Genomic DNA, 20,302 nt, shown 5'->3' with positions numbered 1-20,302 from the left:
CCGTCTCTCAGACGAATACGACCGTCCCGAACTTCTCGGGCACGTGGAAATTGACGGCCCCCGTCGGCGACCAAGCCCAGAAATGGCGTCGTCCGTCCTTGTCGTCGTCGATCCGGTACACATTCATTCTCCAGGTCGTCCCCGGCTCGGGAGGACGCTCCATCGACGCGATCGGCAGCGCGATATCGTAGACGGTCAACCGCTCGTTCGGCCGTTCGATGCGCAGAAGCAGTCCTTCATCGTCCCACGACGTGTCGACCTTCGGCCCTTGGCCGGGCGCCTTCGCGATTAACGCATCGAAAATAACGCCGCGCGGACTGAACTCGTACTCCCTGTACGACGTCCCTTCGCCGGCCGTATCGATGAAAATTTCGACCACGTCCTCCTCGTAAATCGGATCGTCGCGATTTTCGTATGTCGCCACCACATGGTCGTCCTCGCATTCGAACCGGACGTGCACATACGCTTCCGACCGGCGCATCCGGACGATCGTGCTCAATCGCGGCGCTTCTCCCGTCGCCGTATCGGACAGCCCGACCGGCTCGACTTCGTCCCAGCGGATATCGGGTCCCGCCTCGTACCCGCAACGGTACACATACTTCGTTTCGTCGTTGCTCATCGCTCCCACGTCCTATTCCCGGCCCCGGCCGCTTCGGTTTTTCCCTTATTGCGCGATCGTCGATAGTAATCGATTACCAGTACACGTTCATTATATCGGCGTCCTCCCGGGATTTCAACGATATATGGGCTTGCGAACATCGTCATGTTGCAAAAAAAACGGGAGCCGATCGCTCCCGTCTCGTCTTTCGTCTTCGCCGGTCGCCGGCTCGTCATCCCATCGCTTCATCCAGGGCGTCCCGCGCGATCCTCACCCGGTCCCGCCCCGCTCGCTTCGCCTCGTACAAGGCGCCGTCGGCCCGGCGCATGCAGCTCTCGAACGATTCCCGCTCGCGCTGCCGCCATTCCGCGACGCCCGCGCTCGCCGTGCACGGATAACGGGCGTCCCGAATCCGGAACGGATAATTCCGCACCGTCTCGAGCAGACGCTCCGCCGTACGCTCGGCTTCCGCGAGCCCTTGTCCCGGAAGCAGCGCGACGAACTCCTCCCCGCCGAACCGGCCGACGATCCCGATCGAACGAAGCTCGCTCCGCAGCAGATTGGCGATGTCCCGGAGCACCGTATCGCCGGTATCGTGGCCGTACGTGTCGTTGATCCGCTTGAAATGGTCGACGTCCAGCAGCAACATCGACATCGGCACGTTTTCCGGTCGCTTCTGCAGCGATTCGAACGTGCCGACGATATACCGCCGCGAGTACAGCCCGGTCAAGTAATCGGATTCGGCTTGTCGTTTCGTTTCCTTCATGAGCGCCTCGGCCCGTTCCTTTTCGATCCGCATCGATTGGATCCGGGAGGCAAGGCCGAGCGACAGGACGACCGCCTCGAACAGCGAACCGATTTGGGACGCGTATCGGACATGGCCCCATTGCGGGATGATCCCGGCGTCGGCGAGCAGCGTCAGAACGGTGCCGATCATGAATACGCCCCAGCCCGTCAAGAAAAACCGTGCCGGCAAATAGCCGCGGTGCCAGCTGGCCACCCCGACGAGGACGATCGTCAAATCGATGACGACGAGCGTACAGGCCGCCATGCGCAATCCGGCATTGTAGCTGGCGAACAGCACCGCCATGTTGATCAGCTCGACCAGGATGAAGGCCTGGAACAGACGGTCGATGGTCGGAAATTGCCGGTTCAGCTTCAAAAACTGACGCGTGAAGAACAACGCCGCAATATGGGCCAGACACATGAAAAAGACGATCGACCGGTTGTTCCACCAAACCGATTCCGGCCATAAATATTGATACGCGATTCCGTTCAGCGACGAATAGAGCAGCGCCGCCGTCACGTTGATGAACACGTAGGCGAAATAGGCGCGCGAGCGGAGCGAGAAGGCCAGTATCGTATTGTATACGATCATGACCGCCATAATGCCGAAAAACCCGCCCATCAGCAGATCCGTCGTCCTGCCGCTCTCCGCATGAACGACCGGCGTCTCGATCGTGATCGGCAAAATCATCGCGCCCTCGGTTTCGAAACGGAGGTAAACCGTCTTCCGCTCCTCTTGTGCGAGATCGAGGTAAAACGAGTAATCGGAATCGCGCACCTCCCGCTCGGCGAACGGATAAGCGTCACCGCTTCGCTTGTGCGTCCAGCCTCCGCCTTCCCTGGCGACATACAGGTCGATCTTGTCCATCGGCGGCTGATGGACGTTCAGCAGCCATTCCCGCTGCTCGGATTCGTTGCGCAGCGAAAGCCGTACCCAGTACACGCTATTCGAATACCCGTAAGAAGGAACCCGGCCGTCGTTGCGTACGAAACGAGTCGCCACGTCCGGGTCGGCCATTCGATCGATCGTCAAGCTTCCGTCTCGGTCTTCGAGCAGTTCTATGTATCGGCTCGCATCGTAAGCGATCCGGCTGTCGGCAAGGGTCATGTCCCCGTTCGGCTGCGCCTCCGCGGGCAACGCCGCGAACAGGCCGAACGCCAGGACGATCAGGAACCGTAACGCCCGCATGTTCATGTCTCTCATCTCCATCGGCCGTCTAGGTGCGTTTATTTCGGCTCCCCCAGTTTACCAGACTTTGACGGAAAACAGTATGTGAATTAATTAACAAAAAACGCGCTTTCCCAAGCGGGAAGCGCGTTTGCGGTTTCGTTTCGGGATGCGGGCACCGTCCGTCGAGCCGCCGCCGTTATGTCGGCAGACTGAAGTCGATTCCCGTCCTGCGAAGGACGGACCGGAACAGCGGCGGCAGCGGCGCGGTGAACGTCCGGCCGTCGTCCAGCGCGATTTTCCAAGCGTGCAGCAGCTGATGACGGACGTCGCCGAACGGCTTCCCTCCATACTTGATGTCGCCGAGCAGCGGATGGCCGATGCTTTGCATATGCGTGCGGATCTGGTGCGTCCGCCCGCTGATCAGCTCGATCTCGACGAGCGTATAGCCTCTTCCGGCTTGGAGCGGCCGATAGTGCGTCGTCGCGTCCTTCTCGACCGGGGCGTCGCTTCGTTCTTCGCTCCCGGGAGCGGCGTCCGGCTCCTTCACGACGCGGGTCCGGTTGCCGCTTTCGTCGCGGACGAGCTTCGCCGTGACGGTTCCGCCGGCGGCCAATCTTCCTTCCACGACCGTGACGTAATACTTGTCCAGCTCCCGTTTCTGGATCGCTTGATTGAGCCGGTGCAGCATCCCCGCCGTCTTGCCGACGAGCACGAGCCCGCTCGTATTGCGGTCGAGCCGGTTCGCCGTCGCCGGCAAAAACATCCGGCTGTCGAGCTCGCCTTTGCGGTGCAAATAGGCGTGAACGCGAGTAATCATCGTATCTTTCTGCTCGGTCTGGTCGGGATGCGTCAGGAGACCGGCGGGCTTGTTGACGACGAGCAGCTCCGCATCCTCGTAGACGACGTCGATGTCCGTCTTGACGCCCGCGTATTTGACCTTTTTGTCGGCCGCGCCGATGCTCGCTTCCTTATACGCCTCGTCCTCCATATGTATCGTCAGCTCGTCGCCGGCGGCCAGCTCGTATGTATCTTTTTTCCGCTTGCCGTTCACTTTCACTTTGCCCTGCTCGATCATTTTATAAATTTGTCCCAGCGGATAATTGGGCATCAAATTCCGCACATATCGGTGAAGCCGCTTGCCGCTTTCGGACGGCGTAACGATACGGGTAATCATGGTCGCGTCTACACTCCCCGGTTCGGATCGTCGCAACCGTCTCTTCGCCCTCGGGCTTCGCGACGGTCATCCTTATCATGATACCACGTTTGATGCCGTTGGAAAAATCGTCCGTCCGTTTCCGGCCGAACGAGATGGATCCGCACGTTCGACCCTCCGGCCTTCCCGTTACCACGGCTAGATCAATTTCCCTTCTCCGGCAAACGGGCCAGCATATCGCCCAGCTCGCGGCGACATAGCGCCGGCAACGGCTGCACGCCCGCGGCAAGGTCGCTCATGACGCGCTCCGCTTCCATATGCGCGGCCCGGTAATCCGCCCCGGTTACGAGCCCCCGCGCCAACGCGTCGTCCAGCTCGTCCGCGTCGATCAAATAAGGCTCCCGCTCGTTCGCGGCGACGACGTCCAAGTACAGATCGTCCCAGTACGGGATTCCTTCCGCCGAGACGCCGACGCGCTTGACGATATCGAAGTACCACTGCCGGACCGTGCGGCGGTCGTCGAACATCGCCGTCAGCGTATGCTTGCCGCCGTCCGGGAACAGCTGCAGCCAGACGTAGCCGTCATCCGCCACGCGCAGCGGCCGGCCTCCCGCCTCGACCACGAGCGGCTCCCTTACCCGATCCAACGCCAGCAGCGACGTATACCCCCGAAAGCTTTCGTCGTCTACCCGCTTTTGCGCATAACGCCTGCTCTCGATACGGGGCCAGAACGGCCGGTCGGCGAATTTACGTTTCATGTCGGACGACGCCCCTTCCTTATCATGTCGACGATCGCCCGATGGACGCCATCGTCGCGGTTCGTGCCGGTGACGGCGTCGGCACGCTGCTTGATCGGCCACGGCGCGTTCCCCATCGCGATGCCGAGTCCGGCGTACTCGATCAGGCCGAGATCGTTGTAATGGTTGCCGATGGCGGCCACCTCCTCCCGGCCGATGCCCATCGAGCGGGCGATTCGGGCGATCGCCTCGGCTTTGCCGGCGCTCGGATGCACGACGTCGACGGCACAGCCCCGGACGATCGTTCTCGGAGGGACGTCGATGCGGTGCCAGCCGCCGACGCGCCGCCGGTCGTCGATCGATACTCGGACGACGTTCAGCGGATGCGCCAGAACGTCGTCGACGATCGTAAAGATCAGCCCTTGGCGGCGAAGCTCGTCGATCCGCTCTTCGTTCGTCTTTTCCACGTACAAGCCGAGTGCCGTGCAGACGTGGAAGGGGATGCGGTGCGCCCGGCAATGCCGGATGAGCGGCGCCGCTTCGCCGATGGCGAACGAATGCTCGTGAATGACCGTCCCGTGCGCCGGATCGATCGTAGCCGCTCCGTTGACGGTGACGATGGGCGCCGACAGCCCCAGACGGTTCAAGATCGGAACGCATGGACCGAAGCTGCGGCCGGTGCAGAGGACGACCGTCACCCCCGATTCGCAGGCCGCCCTCACGCTATCGACCGTCTTGTCGGACAGCTCTCCGCGTTCGTTCAACAACGTGCCGTCGATATCGAGCGCAAGCAGCTTATAGCTCACGCCATCGCCCCGATTCCGCCATGCCGTTCATCCTTTCCGTGCGGTCATGTCCCCGATCGCGCCCAGCAGCTTGCCGACGAACGACGGGCTGCCCCATAGGACGAACCGGCTTTTTTTCTCCTCTTCGACATACAAGTATTGAAACTTCGCCTTGCCCCGCTCCGGATCGTCCTCGTTCATGAAGGCGACGAGCCGCTGCGAGATCCGCGCCGCTTCTTCCGCGGCGACCCGGCAATCGAATACCGCGCATACCGGAAACCCGTCCTCCGCCTCGTCGGGACGACCGTCCAAAAAACGGCCGATCTCCCGTTTCGTCCCTTCATGCAGCTTGCGTACCGCGCCACCCGTAAACATCGCCGCGTCCTCCTCCCGAATTCTCCATTCGCCTCCGACCTTGGATGCTTTCAGCTTGCCTTCGCGGATATACCGGCGTATCGTTCTCGGGTGCATATCGAGCGTTTCCGCGATTTGATCGACCGTGTACAAGGTCGCACCCACCACCCATCGTTTTCCATGTTTTCCTTTATTGTAAATACGCCTTCGACGTTAGTCAATAATTAATATGTAACAATAGGGACCAAAACGTAACAAAACGGACACGGCGCAACGTTCATTTTTATTTGCGCCGGTTTTGTCGTACAATAAGCGGTATTGGAAAAAACGAGAAACGCGGTGATGAATCGAGTGAAAAACGCGGGAAGGTCGAATCGAAACGGCCGTTCGGACCCATCGGATCGGCGCAGTTCCAAACGGCGGGACGCCTCCGCCAAGCCGGCCCGAGCCGCCGGCAAGCCGGACAAGCCCGGCAAGTCGGGCGGCTTCCGACAATCGGCCCCGGGACGCCAACCGGGCAAGCCCCAAGCCTCCGCCCCGAGAGGACAAACGGGACCGGGCGCGGCGCCGGCCGTCAGCTTGAAATCGGGTCGGCGCAAAGGAGAATGGATGGAGCTGAAGCTGCCGGACTTTCTGGCCGGCGCGCCGGTCAACGTCATCTTGAAGCACATCCCGATTCCGGCCAAGCTGTCCGGCAAGCTATACTCCGTCGGCGGCGCGGTCAAGCAGGGCGGCTCCATCCGGCTGAAGCTGTTTCCGAACGAGAAGCCGGAGTTTCCGCCGGATTGGGTCGATCTGAACGTGCTGTACGAGGACGATTTCACGCTCGTCGTCAACAAGCCGGCCGGCGTCGAGGTGCATCCGAGCGCCCAAGGGCAGCGCGGCACGCTCGCGCATGCGGTGGCCGCCTACTACGAAGCGACCGGCCAAAACTGCCGGGTGCGGCACATTCACCGGCTCGACAAGGAAACGACCGGCCCGGTTCTTTACGCCAAAAACGAGCTCGCCCATTACGAGTTCGACAAGGCGATGCGCGAGAAGCAAATCGAACGCATCTATATCGCCGTCGCCGAAGGCGCGTTCGAGGAACGCAAAGGCACGATCGAGGCGCCGATCGGCCAGGACCGCCACCATTCGACGCGACGCCGCGTCAGCGAAACCGGCGAGCGGGCGGTCACCCGCTTCGAGGTTGTCGAGACGTTCGCCGACCATACCCTCGTGCGGCTTCGGCTGGAGACCGGACGGACGCACCAAATTCGGGTGCACCTGTCCCACATCAACCACCCTTTGGCCGGGGACGGCATGTACGGCGGCACGCGGCGGTACATCCACCGGCAGGCGCTGCACGGCGAGAAGCTCGTATGGCGCCATCCGTGGACCGGCGAGCGGATGGAAGCGAAGGCGCCGATGCCCGACGACATGGTCCAGCTGCTGCGCGATTTGCGCGAAGCCGACGGGAAACGGTGACGGGAAGTCTCCGGCCGCCGGCAGGACCGGCAATTGACGAAAGCGCATCGAACCGCCGGAACGCTAGTCCGGCCTTCGATGCGCTTTTTTCGCTTGTTCGGGCGGGACTAGCCCGCCCTTCCGTTTTGTTCGCGGTTCCGATAGTCGGTCGGCGTAACGCCGGTTACCGATTTGAATACCGCGACGAAATATTTGTAATCTTTGTACCCGACCTTGTCGGCGATTTCGAAGACGCGGTCGTGCGTCTCGCTCAAATACGTTTTCGCCCGCTCGATGCGCAGCTCGTTCAAATAATCGGTGAACCCGCGTCCTTCGTGCTGCTTGAACAGCAGGCTGAAGTAGCTCGGCGTAATTTTCAGCCAAGCGGCCACCTCCGACGCTTTCAGATCGGCTGCGTACCGTTCGGCGATATACGCCTTTGCGCGTTCGACGAGCCACCGGTTTTTGCCCGCTCCTCCAGGCTGTCCGGCGCCCATCAGGGCGACAAGTTCGCCCGCGATGACCGCTTCGGCCGCCTCGAACGTATTGTACAGATGGAGATCGAACGACTTTACGTGCGGAATGTCCGACGGCTCCGCCCCTTTCGCGCATCCGCCGCGGATGCGGCGCAGGACGAGCAGACGAAGCTCCTCGTACAGGCGAAACAGCTCCATCAGCGTACAGCCGTCCCGACGCAGCCCGGCGACCCAATCGCGGATGTCGGCGGAAAGCCGTGCTTTATCGTTTTGGCCGAACGACTGAAGCACCTTCTTCTCCGTTTCTGCGGACAGCTCCCTCATGCCCGCTCGATCGCTCACGGATGCGACATCCGCCCGAAACCACACCCGTCGCCCCGGATCGTTCGCGCAGAACGGGAGCGACCGCATCGCCGAGATGCCGTGACGACGCGCTTCCTTCAAGTCGACGAAACGATCGGATACGGTGAAAACGAGCGGCTCCCCCGGAGAACCGGCATCGGCCGCCGCGGCCAGCGCCGCTTCGTACCGGTCGTCCGGCGTAGGCTCCGTCTCGCGGCAAAACGTGACGAGCACATTCGTATGAACGTAAACCGACAGCGGCTCGACGCCCGGCACTCCGCCGAGCGACTCGTCGACGCGCCGTCTCCACCGTTCCATCGATTCGGCGTCGGGCACCTCTTCGGCACGCTCCACGAAGTCTGCGCCGTGCGCCATCGCGCTGGCGACGAAGCGGCAGCCGCGCGTCCGCCCTTCGCCGAACCCGGCCGGCTCGGGCAAGGACGCGTCCGTGCAGCCGAGCAGCAGCTCGTGCAGCCAGGCGAGCCGCTTCTCCCGGCACCGATCGGCCGCCTGCCGTCTCTCCCGCCGGATATCCTCGGCCATGCGCGACACCATGGCGAGCAGCTCCGGGATGTCCGCCGGCTTCAGCAAAAAATCTTCGATGCCGAGCCGTACCGCCTGCCGCGCATATTCGAACTCCCCGTATCCGCTCAAAATGGCGATCCGGACGTCCGGCATCGTTTCCTTCAACGTTTCCGCGAGCCGCAAGCCGTCCATCTCCGGCATACAGATGTCGGTCAGCACGAGATCGACGTCCAGCTCGGCGACGAGGCGAAGCGCCTCCTCGCCGTCGTACGCTTCCCCGACGACCGTCACGCCGGCTTCGTCCCATGGGACCGTTTCCCGTAGCCCGCGGCATATGATCGGTTCGTCGTCGACGATCAGCACCTTGACGTTCATCCTCATGCCCCCTCCGGTCGAAGTCATCGTTTTCGTGTTCACGCTCAAGAGACGCGCTCCTCCTCCGGCGTCCCGCCGGACGGAAGCGGGAACGTCAGCGGCATCGTCAGCCGTACGCCGGCACCGGCGCCGCGGTTTTCGATCAAGGTGACGCCGTAGCCTTGCCCGTATACGATCGAGAGGCGCTCGTGAATGTTGCACAGCGCGTGTCCGAGCAGATCGTCCGCCGCTTTGCCCGTCGCGAACATATGGCGCAAACGGTCGACCGTCTCCGGCGCGAAGCCGGAGCCGGAATCGTACACCTCGATCCGCAAGTCGTTGCCTTCGCGGAAGCAGCGCACGTTGACGCTGCCGCCCCGACGGGGCGTGAAGCCGTGCTTGACGCTGTTCTCGACGAGCGGCTGGACGATTTTTTTCAGCACGACGGCCGCCTCTAGCGACGCCTCCATATAAATCGTGTACGTCAGCTTGTCGCCGAGCCGCTTTTGCTGCAAATCCAAGTACGACCGGACGAACTCGAGCTCGTGCTCGAGCGACGTCCACGTCGAGGCGCGATCGAGCCCGGTGCGGAAAAACCGCGACAGCAGCTCGATCATCCGGCTCGTCTCCATCGCTTTCTCGAGCCGGGCCGTCCAGCGGATCATGTCGAGCGTATTGTACAGGAAATGCGGGGCCATTTGCTGCTGCAGCATTTTCAGCTCGGATTCGCGCTGGCGAATTTCCAGCTTGTACTTGTTGTCGATGAGCTCCTTGATCGTCTGCACCATATGGTTGAACTGGCGGCCGAGCTCGCCGATCTCGTCGCGGGAGCGCACTTCGACCCTGGCGGTGAAATCGCCCTTTTTCAGCCGGTGCGTCTCTTTGCGCAGCTCGAGTATCGGACGGATGATGGCGAACTCGAACCCGACGAGCGCGATCAGGCCGAGCAGAAGCATGACGATCAGCAGCGTGCGCAGCGTCGACTTGACGTGCTGCGTCTGGCCGACGATGCTGCCTTCCGGGATCATCGCCACGACGCTCCAGCCGGTCGCTTTCATGCTTCTCGCGAAGACGAGATACGATTCGCCGCCGCTTTCGTACCGAAACGGCGCATTCGCAGCCGACCCGAGACGCTCCGTCAAGCCCGCATCCGGGTAAGGCCGGCCGACGTTGGCGGCGTCGCGGTCGAGCAGCACCCGCCCGTCCTTTCGCAGCAAAAACGCCGTGCCGAGCTCCGGAGGCACCGCCACCTCCAGCAGATGGGCGATATCCGCCTCGTCGAGACGGATCGTCACCATGCCGAGCGGCGTATAGCCGTCGTCGTACGAATTGATGACGCGGAACATCGACAGCACCCGCTTGTCGCCCGACCAGCCGCTATGGATCGGGTAAGCGTCGCTCCATACGGGAGCGCCCTTGCGCCCGTTCGCTTCGTTCGTCCATCGGCCTTCCTCGCCCGCGACCGGCTCGCCCAAGTCGTAGACGTTGCCGCCGAAGCCGCGGATCGAAATCGACTTGATATCCTTTTTGGACATCAGCTGAAACGTGACGAACCCTTCGATTTCTTTCTTGATGTCCCCGATCCGTTTCAGCGTCTCGGGCGATTGCGGCGTCGTCATGAATTCGCGGAAGATGTCCTTGTAGATCATGTAATCCGAAATATCTTCGACCGTTTTGATTTTTTCGGACAAGTTCATCTCGACCGTGTTCAAGTTTTTGTCCATCGAATCGGCGAATTGGCGCCGCAATATGCGATCGTACTCGGAAAGCACGAAGTTGCCGACCATGAGCGTCGGCAACGTGACGAGCAAAATGAAGATGGCCGTCGATTTCCATTTCAGGCTGAAAAACCGCATCGTGGACCGCCCCTCCGGCAAGCGCTTTCAAGTCGATTATAATACAGATCGTCCTCCGCTGTCGCCTAAACCGGGGGCGGGCCGGGCTGGAAACTGCCGCCAACAGCCGGCAAGCGCGTCAGCCTTTGACCGCTCCCGCCGTCATCCCCTGCACGAGCTGCTTTTGCAGCGCGAGATAGAAGACGATAATCGGGACGAGCGCCATCGTCAGCGCCGCCATTTGCAGCGTCTGGTTCGTCGTCTCCCGGCCGGCGAAGTTCGCCAGTCCGAGCGGCAGCGTCTTCAGCGCCGAATCGTTGATGAGCACGAGCGCGAACAAAAACTCGTTCCAGTTGTAGATGAAATTCAAGATGACGACGGTGGCGAGCGCGGGCCGGGTCATCGGCAGAATGATCGACCAGAAGATGCGGAACACTCCGCTGCCGTCCATGACCGCCGACTCCTCGATATCTTTCGGAAACGTGCTCATGAAGCCGACGAGGATGAAAATCGTGATCGACAGATGAAACGCCGTGTACGGCAATATGAGCGACAGCCGCGTGTCGAGCAGGCCGATTTTTTGCATGAGCAGGAAGATCGGAATGAGCGTCGCGTGAATCGGAATGACCATGCCGAGCATGAACGAGCCGTATACCCATTTGCGGGCGCGGAACTCGAAGCGGGACAGGAAGTACGACGCGAGCGCTCCCAAAAATACCGTCAACACAACCGAAGCCAGCGTCACGAATACGCTGTTCCAGAAATACGTGCCGAGGTGGGCGATCTCCCACGCCTTGGAAAAGTTGCTCCATGTCCAGACGCGCGGAAGGCCGACCGGGTGCGTCGCATACTCCTGCTCGGACTTGAACGAGTTGATCGCCATCCAGAGCAGCGGGACGAGGTTGACGGCGCTTCCTGCCGCAAGAAACAGGACGATCGCGAACGTCTTCAGTCGTTTACTGGTCATGCCGTCTTCCCCTCCTTCCCCGTCAGCTTGTTGGCCGCGTAGATGACGATCAGGCTGAACAGCAGGATCAAGACGGAGGCGGCGCTGCCGTAGCCGAATCGGATGTTCGTAAACGTGTTGATGTACATGTAGATCGTCATCACTTCCGTATTGTGGGCCGGGCCGCCGGCCGTCATGACGTAGATGAGGTCGAATACGCGGAAGCTGTTGCTGATCGCGAACACGACGGTCACCCAAATCGTCGGCCGGATCATCGGGATCGTCACGAACAATACCCGCTTCCAGCCGGTGGCGCCGTCCATGACGGCCGCTTCGTTGATTTCGGAAGGGATGTTCTGCAGTGCCGCCAAGTAAATGACCATATACAGCCCGCAGTTTTGCCAAATATACGTGACGCCGAGCGACAGCATCGCCCACGCCGCGCTGCCGAGCCAGTTCTGCTTCCAGGCGTCCAGGCCGATCAGGCCGAGAAACTGGTTGATCAAGCCCGCTTCGACGCCGTACATTTTGCTCCAAATGAGCGAGACGATAACCGCGGAGATGACGACGGGCAAAAACCCGACCGTCCGGAAAAACGGGATGCCCCGCATCGTGCGGTTAAGCGCCAAGGCGAGCAGCAGACCGAGCGGCAGCTGGCCGGCCAAGCCGGTCGCCATCATGATCACGTTGTTTTTGACCGCGTTCCAAAAGACCGGGTCCGTCAAAATCTCCTTGAAATTGTCCAGCCCGACGTAACGGACGTCGGACAATCCGTCCCAATCGACGAGCGAGTAGTAAACCGACATCGCTATCGGGACGACGGCGATGCCGATGTAGATGACGAGCGCCGGCAGCAAGCCGACGGCGATCGCCCAGGACGTGCGTTTCAACGTATGCATGACCGTCTCCCCCTGTTATTACGGATTGGCCGCCATCGATCCGTCCCGAGACGGCGATTCGGCCCGCTTCATCGTTCTCCACAGCAGCCAAAACCCGACCGCCCCGGCGGCGGATACGGCCGCTCCTACCGTATAAGCCGTTCCCGGTCCGAGCGACTGGAACATCCAGCCGCCGATCAGTCCGGCGACGATGCCCGACAGCCCGTTCCACGTCAAGGCGTATGCCGCCTGGCCGGACGCCCGGTATTGCGGGGGCACGAGTCTGGCCGTCAGCTGCGTACCGATGTAATAGTAGGCGCCGAACGTCAGGCAATGGGTCATCTGGATCCAAATGACCGTCGCCGCCCCGCCGGCCGTCGCCATCAACAGCCATCGGACGGCGAACAGGACGCTGACGACGGACAGCGTGCCGACGAGCGCGGACGTTTTCCGCCCGAACCATTTGTCGTACAACAAAAAGGCGGGAACCTCCAACGCGGTGGACAGAAACACCGACCAGCCGATCAACGTCTCCGATCCGCCGAGCTCCGCCATGTACAGCGAGACGAACGTCGAATTGACCGAGTTCGGCACGGAGATGAGGACGCCGAGGCCGAGAAAGGCGAGCAGCGTCCGGTCGCCGAAAAGCCGTCCGTAATCGCGGAACGAGAAACCGCCCTTCGCCCCTTTCGCGCCGCCTCGCGGCAGCCATAACGCGACGGCGATCGCCGCAAGCAGCATGACGCCGTATACGATGCCGAGCTTGCCGATGCCAAGCGAGGCGAGCACGGGGCCGGCGGCCGCCGCCATGACGGCCCAGCCGAGCGACCCCCAGGAGCGGAACGAGCCGAACCGGTGCGCCGTCCCTTCGATCGCATTGAGAATGAGGCTGTTGCTTTGCGAGAACAGCGAGCTTTGGAAGAAGAAAAAGAGCAGCATCGCGAAGGCGACGCCGAGCATCCCGTCCGCCCGAAAGACGAGCAGCGCCGCCGCGAAATTGCCGGCGAGCATCAGCAGCAGGACGAGCCGGATATGCTGGAGCCGATCGCTCCAATACCCCCAGAACGGGTTGCCGATGACGGAAATGAGCGGTCCTCCCGCCATGACGAGCCCGATCTCGATTTTCGACAGCCCGATTTCCTTGAAGTGCAGCGGCAAAAACGTGAACAGCACCGCCATCGCCCCGTAAACGGCGAACGTAAATCCTCTCAGGACGTTCATCCGAGCGGTACCGCCGTCGAGACCGAGCGTGCGCGAATGTCGTCGGCCGTCACTTCGCCGCTCAGCGCGTCCGCGACGTAAACCCCTTCGCTGATCAGCATCGTCAGCAGGGCGATGTCCGCCGTCGGCAGCAACTCTACACGACCCTGAAGCGCGGCGATCCAATGCTGCTGCGACGAATCGTAGGCGTCCTCGTCGGGGTTCATCCGGTGGCGGCGGACGTCCATCCGGTCCAGATCGAGCGTGCTGTCGAGATCGAGATCGGCGACCGTGGTATGGAAGCTGAACGGCGCCGTCGGCTTGGCGGAATCGTAGGCCGGCAGCCGGATGCCGCCCCTGGAGCCGACGATGCTGCTTCCTTCCATGCCGCCGAGTTGGATCGACCAAGCCTCCTGGATGTCCATCGTCACGCCGTTCGCAAACGTGACGAAGCCGAGCGCCAGCTCCTCGACGTCGAAGCCGCTAGCCTGCCGGCGCGCCGCGTCCATGTCCATCTCCTGATACAGCTTGCCGGTGACGCGGGTGACTTCGGGACAGCCGAGCAAATACAGAAGCTGGGCGATATGGTAGACGCCCATATCGAGCAGCGCGCCGCCCCCGGCGGTCGCCTTGCGCGTGAACGGAGCGGCTCCGAAGCCGTCGACGTACGGCCGTCCCCGGCGCCGGAAGCCGTTCGAGCGGGCATGATACAGCTTGCCGAGCGCGCCGTCGTCGATCAGCGCTTTCGCCGCCTTCGTCTCTTTTTTGTATAGCGTGTTCAGTTGAATATGAAGCTTCCTGCCCGTCTCCGCGGCGGCGTCGAGCATCGCCTTCCCGTCGGCGTACGAGCCCGCGATCGGCTTCTCGCAGTAGACGTGCTTGCCCGCCCGAAGCGCCTCGATCGTGACGGGCGCATGAAAGTTGTTGTGCAAGCAGACGTCCACCGCGTCCAGATCGTCCCGCTCGAGCATGCGGCGGATGTCCGTATAGACGTGCGGGATGCCGTACTGCTCCGCCGACCGGCGCGCGGCCGCTTCGTCGATGTCGCAGACGGCGACGATGTCGGCGGCCGGAATCGCCGCGTAGTTGTCCATATGGGTTTTGCCGATAATGCCCGCACCGATGATGCCTACCCGAATTCGCTCCATCCCGATTCTCTCCCTCCGATCGAACGGTTCTACTACTTCATCTCATTAATATTTAATATAGTTAATTCATTGACGTCGGCTCCGCTGCCGCTTCCACCAGCCGCCGCAGCGATGCGAGCGCCCAGCCGATTTCCGAATACGGACGGGACGGCGGATTGTATTCGACCGCCCAATCGCCCGCGTATCCGGCGTCCACAATGGCCCGTATTCGCTCCGCCGCATCGGGCGCCCCGAGCAGCTTCGCATCGGCATGGACATGGTACGCATATGGAACGGCGTCCGCGTCGCCGCCGGTTCCTTCCTTCCACCGTCCGGCATGGAGCAAGATCCCGTACGCCGGATGGCCGACCGCATCGGCCAGCTTCTTCATCCATGCGGCGTCGAGCGAGACGCCCATATGGTTTTCCGGGCCGACCTTCATCCCCATCGCGTCGGCGATGGCGGCATATTCGCGGTACGTTTCGACCGTATAGGCGAACGCTTCCTCCGACATGTCGTCCGTACCGCGATAACAGGCGTCGATCCGCACGGTACGGGCCCCGAGCCGGGCAGCCGCGTTCAGCTGCGCCAGCGCGTTTCGGCGCAGCGCGGCGCGCATCTCGGGGTCCGGGTCCCAGATATGGGCACGGTCGACCGCCACGTTCGCGACCGAGAGCTTCCGCTCGTCCAGCGCATGTTTGATTTTGCGTACGAGCGGTTCGTCCGCCGGCTTCCATACGAATTCGGCCCGGTCCTCGTAAAAGCCGTTCCACAAGTCGACCGTATCGAGCCCGTACCGGTATTTGGCCGTTTCGAGGTAGCCGAATACATCCATCGTTCCGTCGATCAACAAGCCGTAAAACGAAAAGCCGCCAAGCGACACGTTCATCGTTCGTTTCCTCCCGTCGTGCCCGCGCGCCGTCCCGGAATCGGGCGCGGCGCGCGGTGATCGGATTCGGCCGGCGGAACCGGCGCCTGATTGATTGGCGTACGGGCGAGTCGATAACCCGGCTTCGCCTTACTTCGCTTTCTCCTGCGCGGCCTGCATTTCTTTGGCGACCTGCTCGGCCGTCTTCTGCTTTGTCGTAATCGCCTGCAGGCCGTTCTCGATGACGTCCTTGACCGGAATGAGCGCGACCGCGTCGAATACAGGGGACGTCCCTTTGTTCGTCAGCTCGATCATTTCGCGTAAGTATTTGTTCGCGTCCGCCGGCATCTCGACGCGAGCCGGAACGACGATGCCTTTCGACAGAAGCGTCTGGTACAGCTCTTTGCTGTAAAAGTATTTCAGAAACTTTTGCGCCGCTTCCTTCTTCGCGCCTTCCAGCTGGCTGTTCAAGCCGATGCCGTACTGAACCGCGCTGGCGCTCTTCTTCGGATCGCCCTTGCCGCCTTCGACCGCCGGGAACAGCGCGATGCCGATGTTGTCGCCCTTCGGATTCTCGTGACGGAACTTGGCGTCGATGGTCGAGCTCGTAATGTGGATGGCCGCTTTCCCCTGCATGAAGTAATCCTGCACTTGAACGACGTCCATCGTGTTCATGTCCGGGTTGAACGCGTCCAGCTTGGCGAATTCTTCGATGACGCCGAGCGCTTTGACGAATTCCGGATCGGTATATTTCGCTTCGCCCTTGTTCACTTTGTACAGGAAGTCGCTGCCCGTGAACCGGTCCGCGATCGCCGACATCCACGACGATTGCAGCGGCCACCGGTCCTTGTTGCCGAGCGCGAGCGGCGTAATGCCTGCGGCCTTCAGCTTTTTGATCAGCTCGAGCAGGTCTGCATACGTCTTCGGAAACTCGGTGTAGCCGACCTTCGCCAGCAGCTCTTTATTGTAGTACACGATGTCGACGAACGTTTGCTTCGTCGGAATCGCGTATTGTTTGCCGTTCACCTTGAAGCCCGCGATCGCGTCCTCCGGCAGCATTCCTTTCCACGTATCCATGATGTCGTCGATCGGCATGAGCACGCCGCCCGATACGAGCGGATCCATATCGACGCCCGGGAACAGGATGAACATGTCGGGCAGCTTCTTGCCGGCCGCGAGCGTACGCAGCTTCGTCCGGTACTGCTCGGACGGCACGCTTTCCTCTTCGATTTTGATATCCGGGTTGTCCGCCATAAACTTTTTGATGCGGTCTTTATAAATGCCGTTATCCACGTTCGGGCTCGACCAGTTGTACATGATGGACAGCGTAACCGGTTCCTTCTTCGCGTTGTTCGCCGGAGCGGTCGTGCCCGAAGTCGATCCGGTCGCGCCTTTGTCCGTCGTGCCGGACGAGCCGCAGCCGGCCGCCGTCAGCGCCAGCACGGACGCGACGCTTGCTATGAGAGTCGTTTTGAGCCACCGTTTTGCCAATCGAATCCCCTCTTCTCTCGATATTCCGTAGTCGTTCCGGTTCCACGCTTGCCTGCAGGGTTTGCCGTGTTGCTCCCATTATAAACGCTTACATGAAAGCGATACCATCCGATTCAATATTAAAAATGTCCGAAATTTTTAACGGATATTCGCCCGATCGCCCTTTTCCCATTTCCCGGGCAAGCGCAAAAGTCGATACGGTTTCGGATTTCGCGACACGTTACGCTTCTTTTCGACTAGGTTTCGCGTGCGGACCGATCGACCTAAAGAAAAAAGCCATCCGTTCCGCACGGATGGCTAGGGATGACGAATGATTACCGGCTTAACACATACTGCTTCAGATCGGAAAGCCGGGCTTTGTGACGAGCGGCCCATTCCTTCGGATCCGTTTCCGGGGACGCTTCGAAAGCCGTATGCTTCGTCAGTTCGACGACTGCCGAAAAGAACGGTTCTTCCCCCGATTCCACGTGGTCCATAAGGAACGGCAATGCCGGAATGCCCAAATCGACCAGCTTGCTCCTTCGTTGCTCCGGCTCGAGCGCAAGGTCGGAGGCAATCGCCTCCACCGAGGCGGGGACGGATCGGAGATGCTCGGTCCAAACGGCTTCGAACTCCTTTGCCGTGGCCCAGCGGGTGGCTTCCGCCCGCTTCAGGTTCACTTTCGCGATCGTCTCGATGGCGATGGCCAGCATATAGGCATGCAAGCCGTTGTCCGGGCTGACGGCCAGCTTGTCGTGCAGGCCGGGAAGCGCATCGATTCCCAAACCGACGATGCTCTCGAAATCCGGGTTGTTCTTTGTGGCGTCGTACGGGTTGGAGCTGACCGACATATCATTCTTTTCGTAGAGGGCGGCCAACTTTTCTTCCAATCGCTTGTCGGCGGACGCGGCGGCGAATGGATTCCAGCCCAGGGAAAAAGCCTTAACGCCTGCCAGTATCGCTAGGGTTGCGATCGACCATTTATTCATAGCTCGCTCCTTTACGGATCGGAGTCCGGTTGGTTCCCGTCCTTCGGCAGACGCCGCCCCTTCTCCCGTTCCTCATTTCGTTCCTCTTCCCGTTCCAGCAGCAGATCGAGCTCCCGCTCGATATCTTCGTCGGACACCTCGTCGTGCGAGCCGCCTTCCCGCTCCAGCTCTTCTTCAATCTCCGCGTCGGACAGCTCGTAATCGCGGCTGACGTCCGGCTCCAAACCGAGCCGGCGCTTGATCTGACGAATGTCCGCCGTCAATTGGTTCAGCTTCATCAACATGCTGAATATCATGCCGAACAGCAGCGCACCCATTAGCAACAGCCCGAACTCTCCCGCCAGCCAACTGAGCAAAAAAGACAATACGACCGCCAAAATAAAGCCGATAAACGTCATTCCCGTCCCCCGCCTTCCTTGATTCGCTTCCGCACGCGCTCCTTCTCGAACGACACGATCGGCAATTCCGCATGCTCCTCATAACCGTCGCACTTGCTCAAGACGAACCAATACCGTTCGGCGTCCTCCGTCCTCTCGAGCGATCTGCAGCGCAGCGTTTGCTTGCTGTCCGGATCGCCGCCGCGCATGCCGTCGTCCCGCGAACGGTCTATCGTCCAATCGATCGTTCCACCGTCGGAACGAACGTCATGAATCGAATAGCCGCCGTCGACGATCGGCGGAATCAGCATCAGATAACCGTCCCTCCCGTCCGCGAACCGCTTCATGAAACCGTTCATCCGCTCAAAGTCGAATCGGTCGAATTGGACGAGGATCGTGTCGTACCGCGGAGCGGCGTTATCCCCCGCCTTTGCCGTCGTCATCTTGTGGACGAGTCCGACTACGGCTAGCGAAACGATCGCAATCGCCGTAAGGACGCCGAAAACCTTCACGTATTGTCGCATCGCATTGACTCGCTTAACGAGTCTTCCCCGAGCCGCGTTCGATCCGCCGCCTCTTCCGATCCATTCTACGATACCATACCATATAATCCCAACCGCTCCTACCCGCTCCATGCAAAAAAAACCGGCCGGCCAAAGGCCAACCGGGAAAACGTTCAACGCCGCGTCGAAAATCCGGAACGCATCCACGTTGCGACAAGCTCCGATTCCGCTCACGCTCGACGAGGCGAGCCGGCTTACGCCGGTTCAGCTCCGCGCGGAGTCGGCCGTCTGCTTGCGCTGCAGCGGCACGGTCCAGTTCGCTTCCCGGATCCACGTCCGGTTGCTGAACTCGCGCCCGCGAAGCTCCACTTTGTCGGCGAACACCTGGACATAGAGTCCTTGCGCCGCGTCCTGACGGACGTGCTCGTACTTCGTATTGAGCACCCGGCCGACCGAGGAATTATGAAACCAGTGAAACGTCTCCTTGAAGTAATGCGCCCGGCCGTTCTGAAAATCTTGATGGTTGTGGCCGGAAAAGACGAATACGTTCGCATGCGGCTTCAAGATGGAGCGGAACTCCTTCGCCCGGATCAACGTATGGTTCCCGCCGTTCTGACCCGCCGGCGGCAGCGGCTGATGGATCATGACGAACACCGGCTTGTCGTCCTTGCGCGCCGCAAGCCGCTCCTTCAGCCACGCCAGCTGCTCGTCCGAATACCACGCGCCTTCGCCCACCTCCGGCTTCTCCTGCACATACGCCTCCTGGGACAGCAGCAGGACGGTATATCCGTTCAGCGTCGCCTCGGAATACGGCTTCTCGAGGTTGAACTGCTTCATGAACGTTTCGCGCGAGCCGGCGTCCGTCTTGCTGTTCGGCATCGTCTCCTTGCTCCACCCTTTATCCGGGCTGATCCATATGTTGTAGTAATCGTGGTTGCCCATGTTCGCGTAGATCGGCGGAAGCTTGTATCCCTTCAGCACGTTGCGGAATTCCTTATAATCGCTGTCCGTGGCCGCCTCGGTAATGTCTCCCGTAATGACGATCGACTCGATCTTCGATTCGAACGCGAGCATGTCGTCGAACGCTTGGCGCAAATGCTCGCTCGGGTACGATACGCCGCCGCTGATATGCAGGTCGCTCAAAATCATGAACGACAGCAGCGCGCCCGAGGCGTCGTCCTTGTTGCCCAGCACGACCGGCTGCTTCGAAGGCGTCTGTCCGTCTTCCCCGCCTCCCGGCAAGGAAGACGCCGTTTCGTCCGGCTCGGGCCGCTTGCCGCCGAACTTCCACCATCCGCCGGCGGCCGCGGCCGCGACGACGAACCCGGCCAGCATTCGTCTTAGAAAGGTGCGTCTGTTCATCTTCCGTTCCTCCGGGGCGA

General features: G+C 61.1%; 19 protein-coding genes. 1 reads left to right on the top strand and 18 read right to left on the bottom strand.

Annotated features, from left to right (window positions below; translation table 11 throughout):
- Positions 1-7: 7 nt before the first annotated feature.
- The 6 genes from DLM86_RS07030 to DLM86_RS07005 form a co-directional block, all read right to left on the bottom strand.
- Complete coding sequence (locus tag DLM86_RS07030; RefSeq protein ID WP_146250169.1) at positions 8-619, bottom strand: carbohydrate-binding family 9-like protein; 612 nt, start codon at positions 617-619, stop codon at positions 8-10.
- Positions 620-830: 211 nt separating this feature from the next.
- On the bottom strand, positions 831-2,579 hold the full coding sequence (locus tag DLM86_RS07025; RefSeq protein ID WP_158289367.1) for a sensor domain-containing diguanylate cyclase: 1,749 nt from the start codon (positions 2,577-2,579) through the stop codon (positions 831-833).
- A 172-nt stretch (positions 2,580-2,751) separates the two neighbouring features.
- Complete coding sequence (locus DLM86_RS07020; RefSeq protein WP_110839282.1) at positions 2,752-3,729, bottom strand: RluA family pseudouridine synthase; 978 nt, start codon at positions 3,727-3,729, stop codon at positions 2,752-2,754.
- Positions 3,730-3,911: 182 nt separating this feature from the next.
- Entirely contained in the window at positions 3,912-4,466 is a 555-nt protein-coding gene (locus tag DLM86_RS07015; RefSeq protein WP_110839281.1) for a ribonuclease FAU-1 family protein, read from the bottom strand.
- Positions 4,463-5,251 carry a Cof-type HAD-IIB family hydrolase gene (locus tag DLM86_RS07010; RefSeq protein WP_110839280.1) on the bottom strand — a complete coding sequence of 263 codons (789 nt, stop codon included), beginning with the start codon at positions 5,249-5,251 and terminating at the stop codon, positions 4,463-4,465. The genes DLM86_RS07015 and DLM86_RS07010 overlap by 4 nt, the downstream gene beginning before the upstream one ends.
- Before the next feature lie 27 nt (positions 5,252-5,278).
- Entirely contained in the window at positions 5,279-5,752 is a 474-nt protein-coding gene (locus tag DLM86_RS07005; protein WP_158289366.1) for a helix-turn-helix domain-containing protein, read from the bottom strand.
- Between the two features lie 174 nt (positions 5,753-5,926).
- Between DLM86_RS07005 and DLM86_RS07000 the strand changes: the two genes are divergently transcribed.
- A complete protein-coding gene (locus DLM86_RS07000) occupies positions 5,927-7,051 on the top strand; it encodes an RluA family pseudouridine synthase (RefSeq protein WP_245954389.1) in 1,125 nt (374 codons plus the stop codon).
- Between the two features lie 107 nt (positions 7,052-7,158).
- Here the strand turns inward: DLM86_RS07000 and DLM86_RS06995 are convergent, their stop codons facing one another.
- The 12 genes from DLM86_RS06995 to DLM86_RS06940 all read right to left on the bottom strand — a co-directional run bounded on the left by DLM86_RS06995 (position 7,159) and on the right by DLM86_RS06940 (position 20,282).
- Positions 7,159-8,790: a response regulator transcription factor gene (locus DLM86_RS06995; RefSeq protein WP_245954467.1), complete on the bottom strand. Its 1,632-nt coding sequence runs from the start codon at positions 8,788-8,790 to the stop codon at positions 7,159-7,161.
- A 2-nt stretch (positions 8,791-8,792) separates the two neighbouring features.
- Positions 8,793-10,583 carry a cache domain-containing sensor histidine kinase gene (locus DLM86_RS06990; RefSeq protein ID WP_110839277.1) on the bottom strand — a complete coding sequence of 597 codons (1,791 nt, stop codon included), beginning with the start codon at positions 10,581-10,583 and terminating at the stop codon, positions 8,793-8,795.
- Between the two features lie 118 nt (positions 10,584-10,701).
- Positions 10,702-11,529 carry a carbohydrate ABC transporter permease gene (locus DLM86_RS06985; RefSeq protein WP_110839276.1) on the bottom strand — a complete coding sequence of 276 codons (828 nt, stop codon included), beginning with the start codon at positions 11,527-11,529 and terminating at the stop codon, positions 10,702-10,704.
- Positions 11,526-12,407 (bottom strand): carbohydrate ABC transporter permease, encoded by an 882-nt coding sequence (locus DLM86_RS06980; RefSeq protein WP_110839275.1) that lies wholly within the window; start codon positions 12,405-12,407, stop codon positions 11,526-11,528. Before DLM86_RS06980 ends, DLM86_RS06985 begins: the two co-directional genes overlap by 4 nt.
- A gap of 18 nt (positions 12,408-12,425) precedes the next feature.
- Positions 12,426-13,607: an MFS transporter gene (locus DLM86_RS06975; protein WP_110839274.1), complete on the bottom strand. Its 1,182-nt coding sequence runs from the start codon at positions 13,605-13,607 to the stop codon at positions 12,426-12,428.
- Complete coding sequence (locus DLM86_RS06970; RefSeq protein WP_110839273.1) at positions 13,604-14,734, bottom strand: Gfo/Idh/MocA family protein; 1,131 nt, start codon at positions 14,732-14,734, stop codon at positions 13,604-13,606. The genes DLM86_RS06975 and DLM86_RS06970 overlap by 4 nt, the downstream gene beginning before the upstream one ends.
- 61 nt (positions 14,735-14,795) lie before the next feature.
- Complete coding sequence (locus DLM86_RS06965) at positions 14,796-15,602, bottom strand: sugar phosphate isomerase/epimerase family protein (RefSeq protein ID WP_110839272.1); 807 nt, start codon at positions 15,600-15,602, stop codon at positions 14,796-14,798.
- Between the two features lie 129 nt (positions 15,603-15,731).
- Positions 15,732-17,072: an extracellular solute-binding protein gene (locus tag DLM86_RS06960; RefSeq protein WP_245954388.1), complete on the bottom strand. Its 1,341-nt coding sequence runs from the start codon at positions 17,070-17,072 to the stop codon at positions 15,732-15,734.
- Between the two features lie 314 nt (positions 17,073-17,386).
- Entirely contained in the window at positions 17,387-17,902 is a 516-nt protein-coding gene (locus DLM86_RS06955; protein WP_146250168.1) for a hypothetical protein, read from the bottom strand.
- Between the two features lie 149 nt (positions 17,903-18,051).
- Entirely contained in the window at positions 18,052-18,438 is a 387-nt protein-coding gene (locus DLM86_RS06950; protein WP_110839269.1) for a hypothetical protein, read from the bottom strand.
- Positions 18,435-18,941, bottom strand: coding sequence for a hypothetical protein (locus tag DLM86_RS06945; RefSeq protein WP_146250167.1), 507 nt, complete (start codon positions 18,939-18,941; stop codon positions 18,435-18,437). The genes DLM86_RS06950 and DLM86_RS06945 overlap by 4 nt, the downstream gene beginning before the upstream one ends.
- A 243-nt stretch (positions 18,942-19,184) precedes the next feature.
- The gene (locus DLM86_RS06940) at positions 19,185-20,282 is read right to left on the bottom strand and encodes a metallophosphoesterase family protein (protein ID WP_110839267.1); all 1,098 of its coding nucleotides are present in this window, start codon (positions 20,280-20,282) and stop codon (positions 19,185-19,187) included.
- Positions 20,283-20,302: the final 20 nt, after the last annotated feature.

Origin of the sequence: Paenibacillus flagellatus, from assembly GCF_003217775.1 — a bacterium.
Taxonomy (GTDB): Bacteria; Bacillota; Bacilli; order Paenibacillales; family NBRC-103111; genus Paenibacillus_AB; species Paenibacillus_AB flagellatus.
The sequence above is the reverse complement of the archived record's forward strand: the minus strand, read 5'-3'. Positions and strand labels throughout refer to the sequence as shown.

Excerpts from the sequence above, each read along its gene's own strand:
- DLM86_RS07030 (WP_146250169.1), bottom strand. The coding sequence starts at position 619 with ATGAGCAACGACGAAACGAAGTATGTGTACCGTTGCGGGTACGAGGCG.
- DLM86_RS07025 (WP_158289367.1), bottom strand. The coding sequence starts at position 2,579 with ATGAACATGCGGGCGTTACGGTTCCTGATCGTCCTGGCGTTCGGCCTG.
- DLM86_RS07020 (WP_110839282.1), bottom strand. The coding sequence starts at position 3,729 with ATGATTACCCGTATCGTTACGCCGTCCGAAAGCGGCAAGCGGCTTCAC.
- DLM86_RS07015 (WP_110839281.1), bottom strand. The coding sequence starts at position 4,466 with ATGAAACGTAAATTCGCCGACCGGCCGTTCTGGCCCCGTATCGAGAGC.
- DLM86_RS07000 (WP_245954389.1), top strand. The coding sequence starts at position 5,927 with ATGAATCGAGTGAAAAACGCGGGAAGGTCGAATCGAAACGGCCGTTCG.
- DLM86_RS06990 (WP_110839277.1), bottom strand. The coding sequence starts at position 10,583 with ATGCGGTTTTTCAGCCTGAAATGGAAATCGACGGCCATCTTCATTTTG.
- DLM86_RS06985 (WP_110839276.1), bottom strand. The coding sequence starts at position 11,529 with ATGACCAGTAAACGACTGAAGACGTTCGCGATCGTCCTGTTTCTTGCG.
- DLM86_RS06980 (WP_110839275.1), bottom strand. The coding sequence starts at position 12,407 with ATGCATACGTTGAAACGCACGTCCTGGGCGATCGCCGTCGGCTTGCTG.
- DLM86_RS06975 (WP_110839274.1), bottom strand. The coding sequence starts at position 13,607 with ATGAACGTCCTGAGAGGATTTACGTTCGCCGTTTACGGGGCGATGGCG.
- DLM86_RS06970 (WP_110839273.1), bottom strand. The coding sequence starts at position 14,734 with ATGGAGCGAATTCGGGTAGGCATCATCGGTGCGGGCATTATCGGCAAA.
- DLM86_RS06965 (WP_110839272.1), bottom strand. The coding sequence starts at position 15,602 with ATGAACGTGTCGCTTGGCGGCTTTTCGTTTTACGGCTTGTTGATCGAC.
- DLM86_RS06955 (WP_146250168.1), bottom strand. The coding sequence starts at position 17,902 with ATGTCGGTCAGCTCCAACCCGTACGACGCCACAAAGAACAACCCGGAT.
- DLM86_RS06950 (WP_110839269.1), bottom strand. The coding sequence starts at position 18,438 with ATGACGTTTATCGGCTTTATTTTGGCGGTCGTATTGTCTTTTTTGCTC.
- DLM86_RS06945 (WP_146250167.1), bottom strand. The coding sequence starts at position 18,941 with ATGCGACAATACGTGAAGGTTTTCGGCGTCCTTACGGCGATTGCGATC.
- DLM86_RS06940 (WP_110839267.1), bottom strand. The coding sequence starts at position 20,282 with ATGAACAGACGCACCTTTCTAAGACGAATGCTGGCCGGGTTCGTCGTC.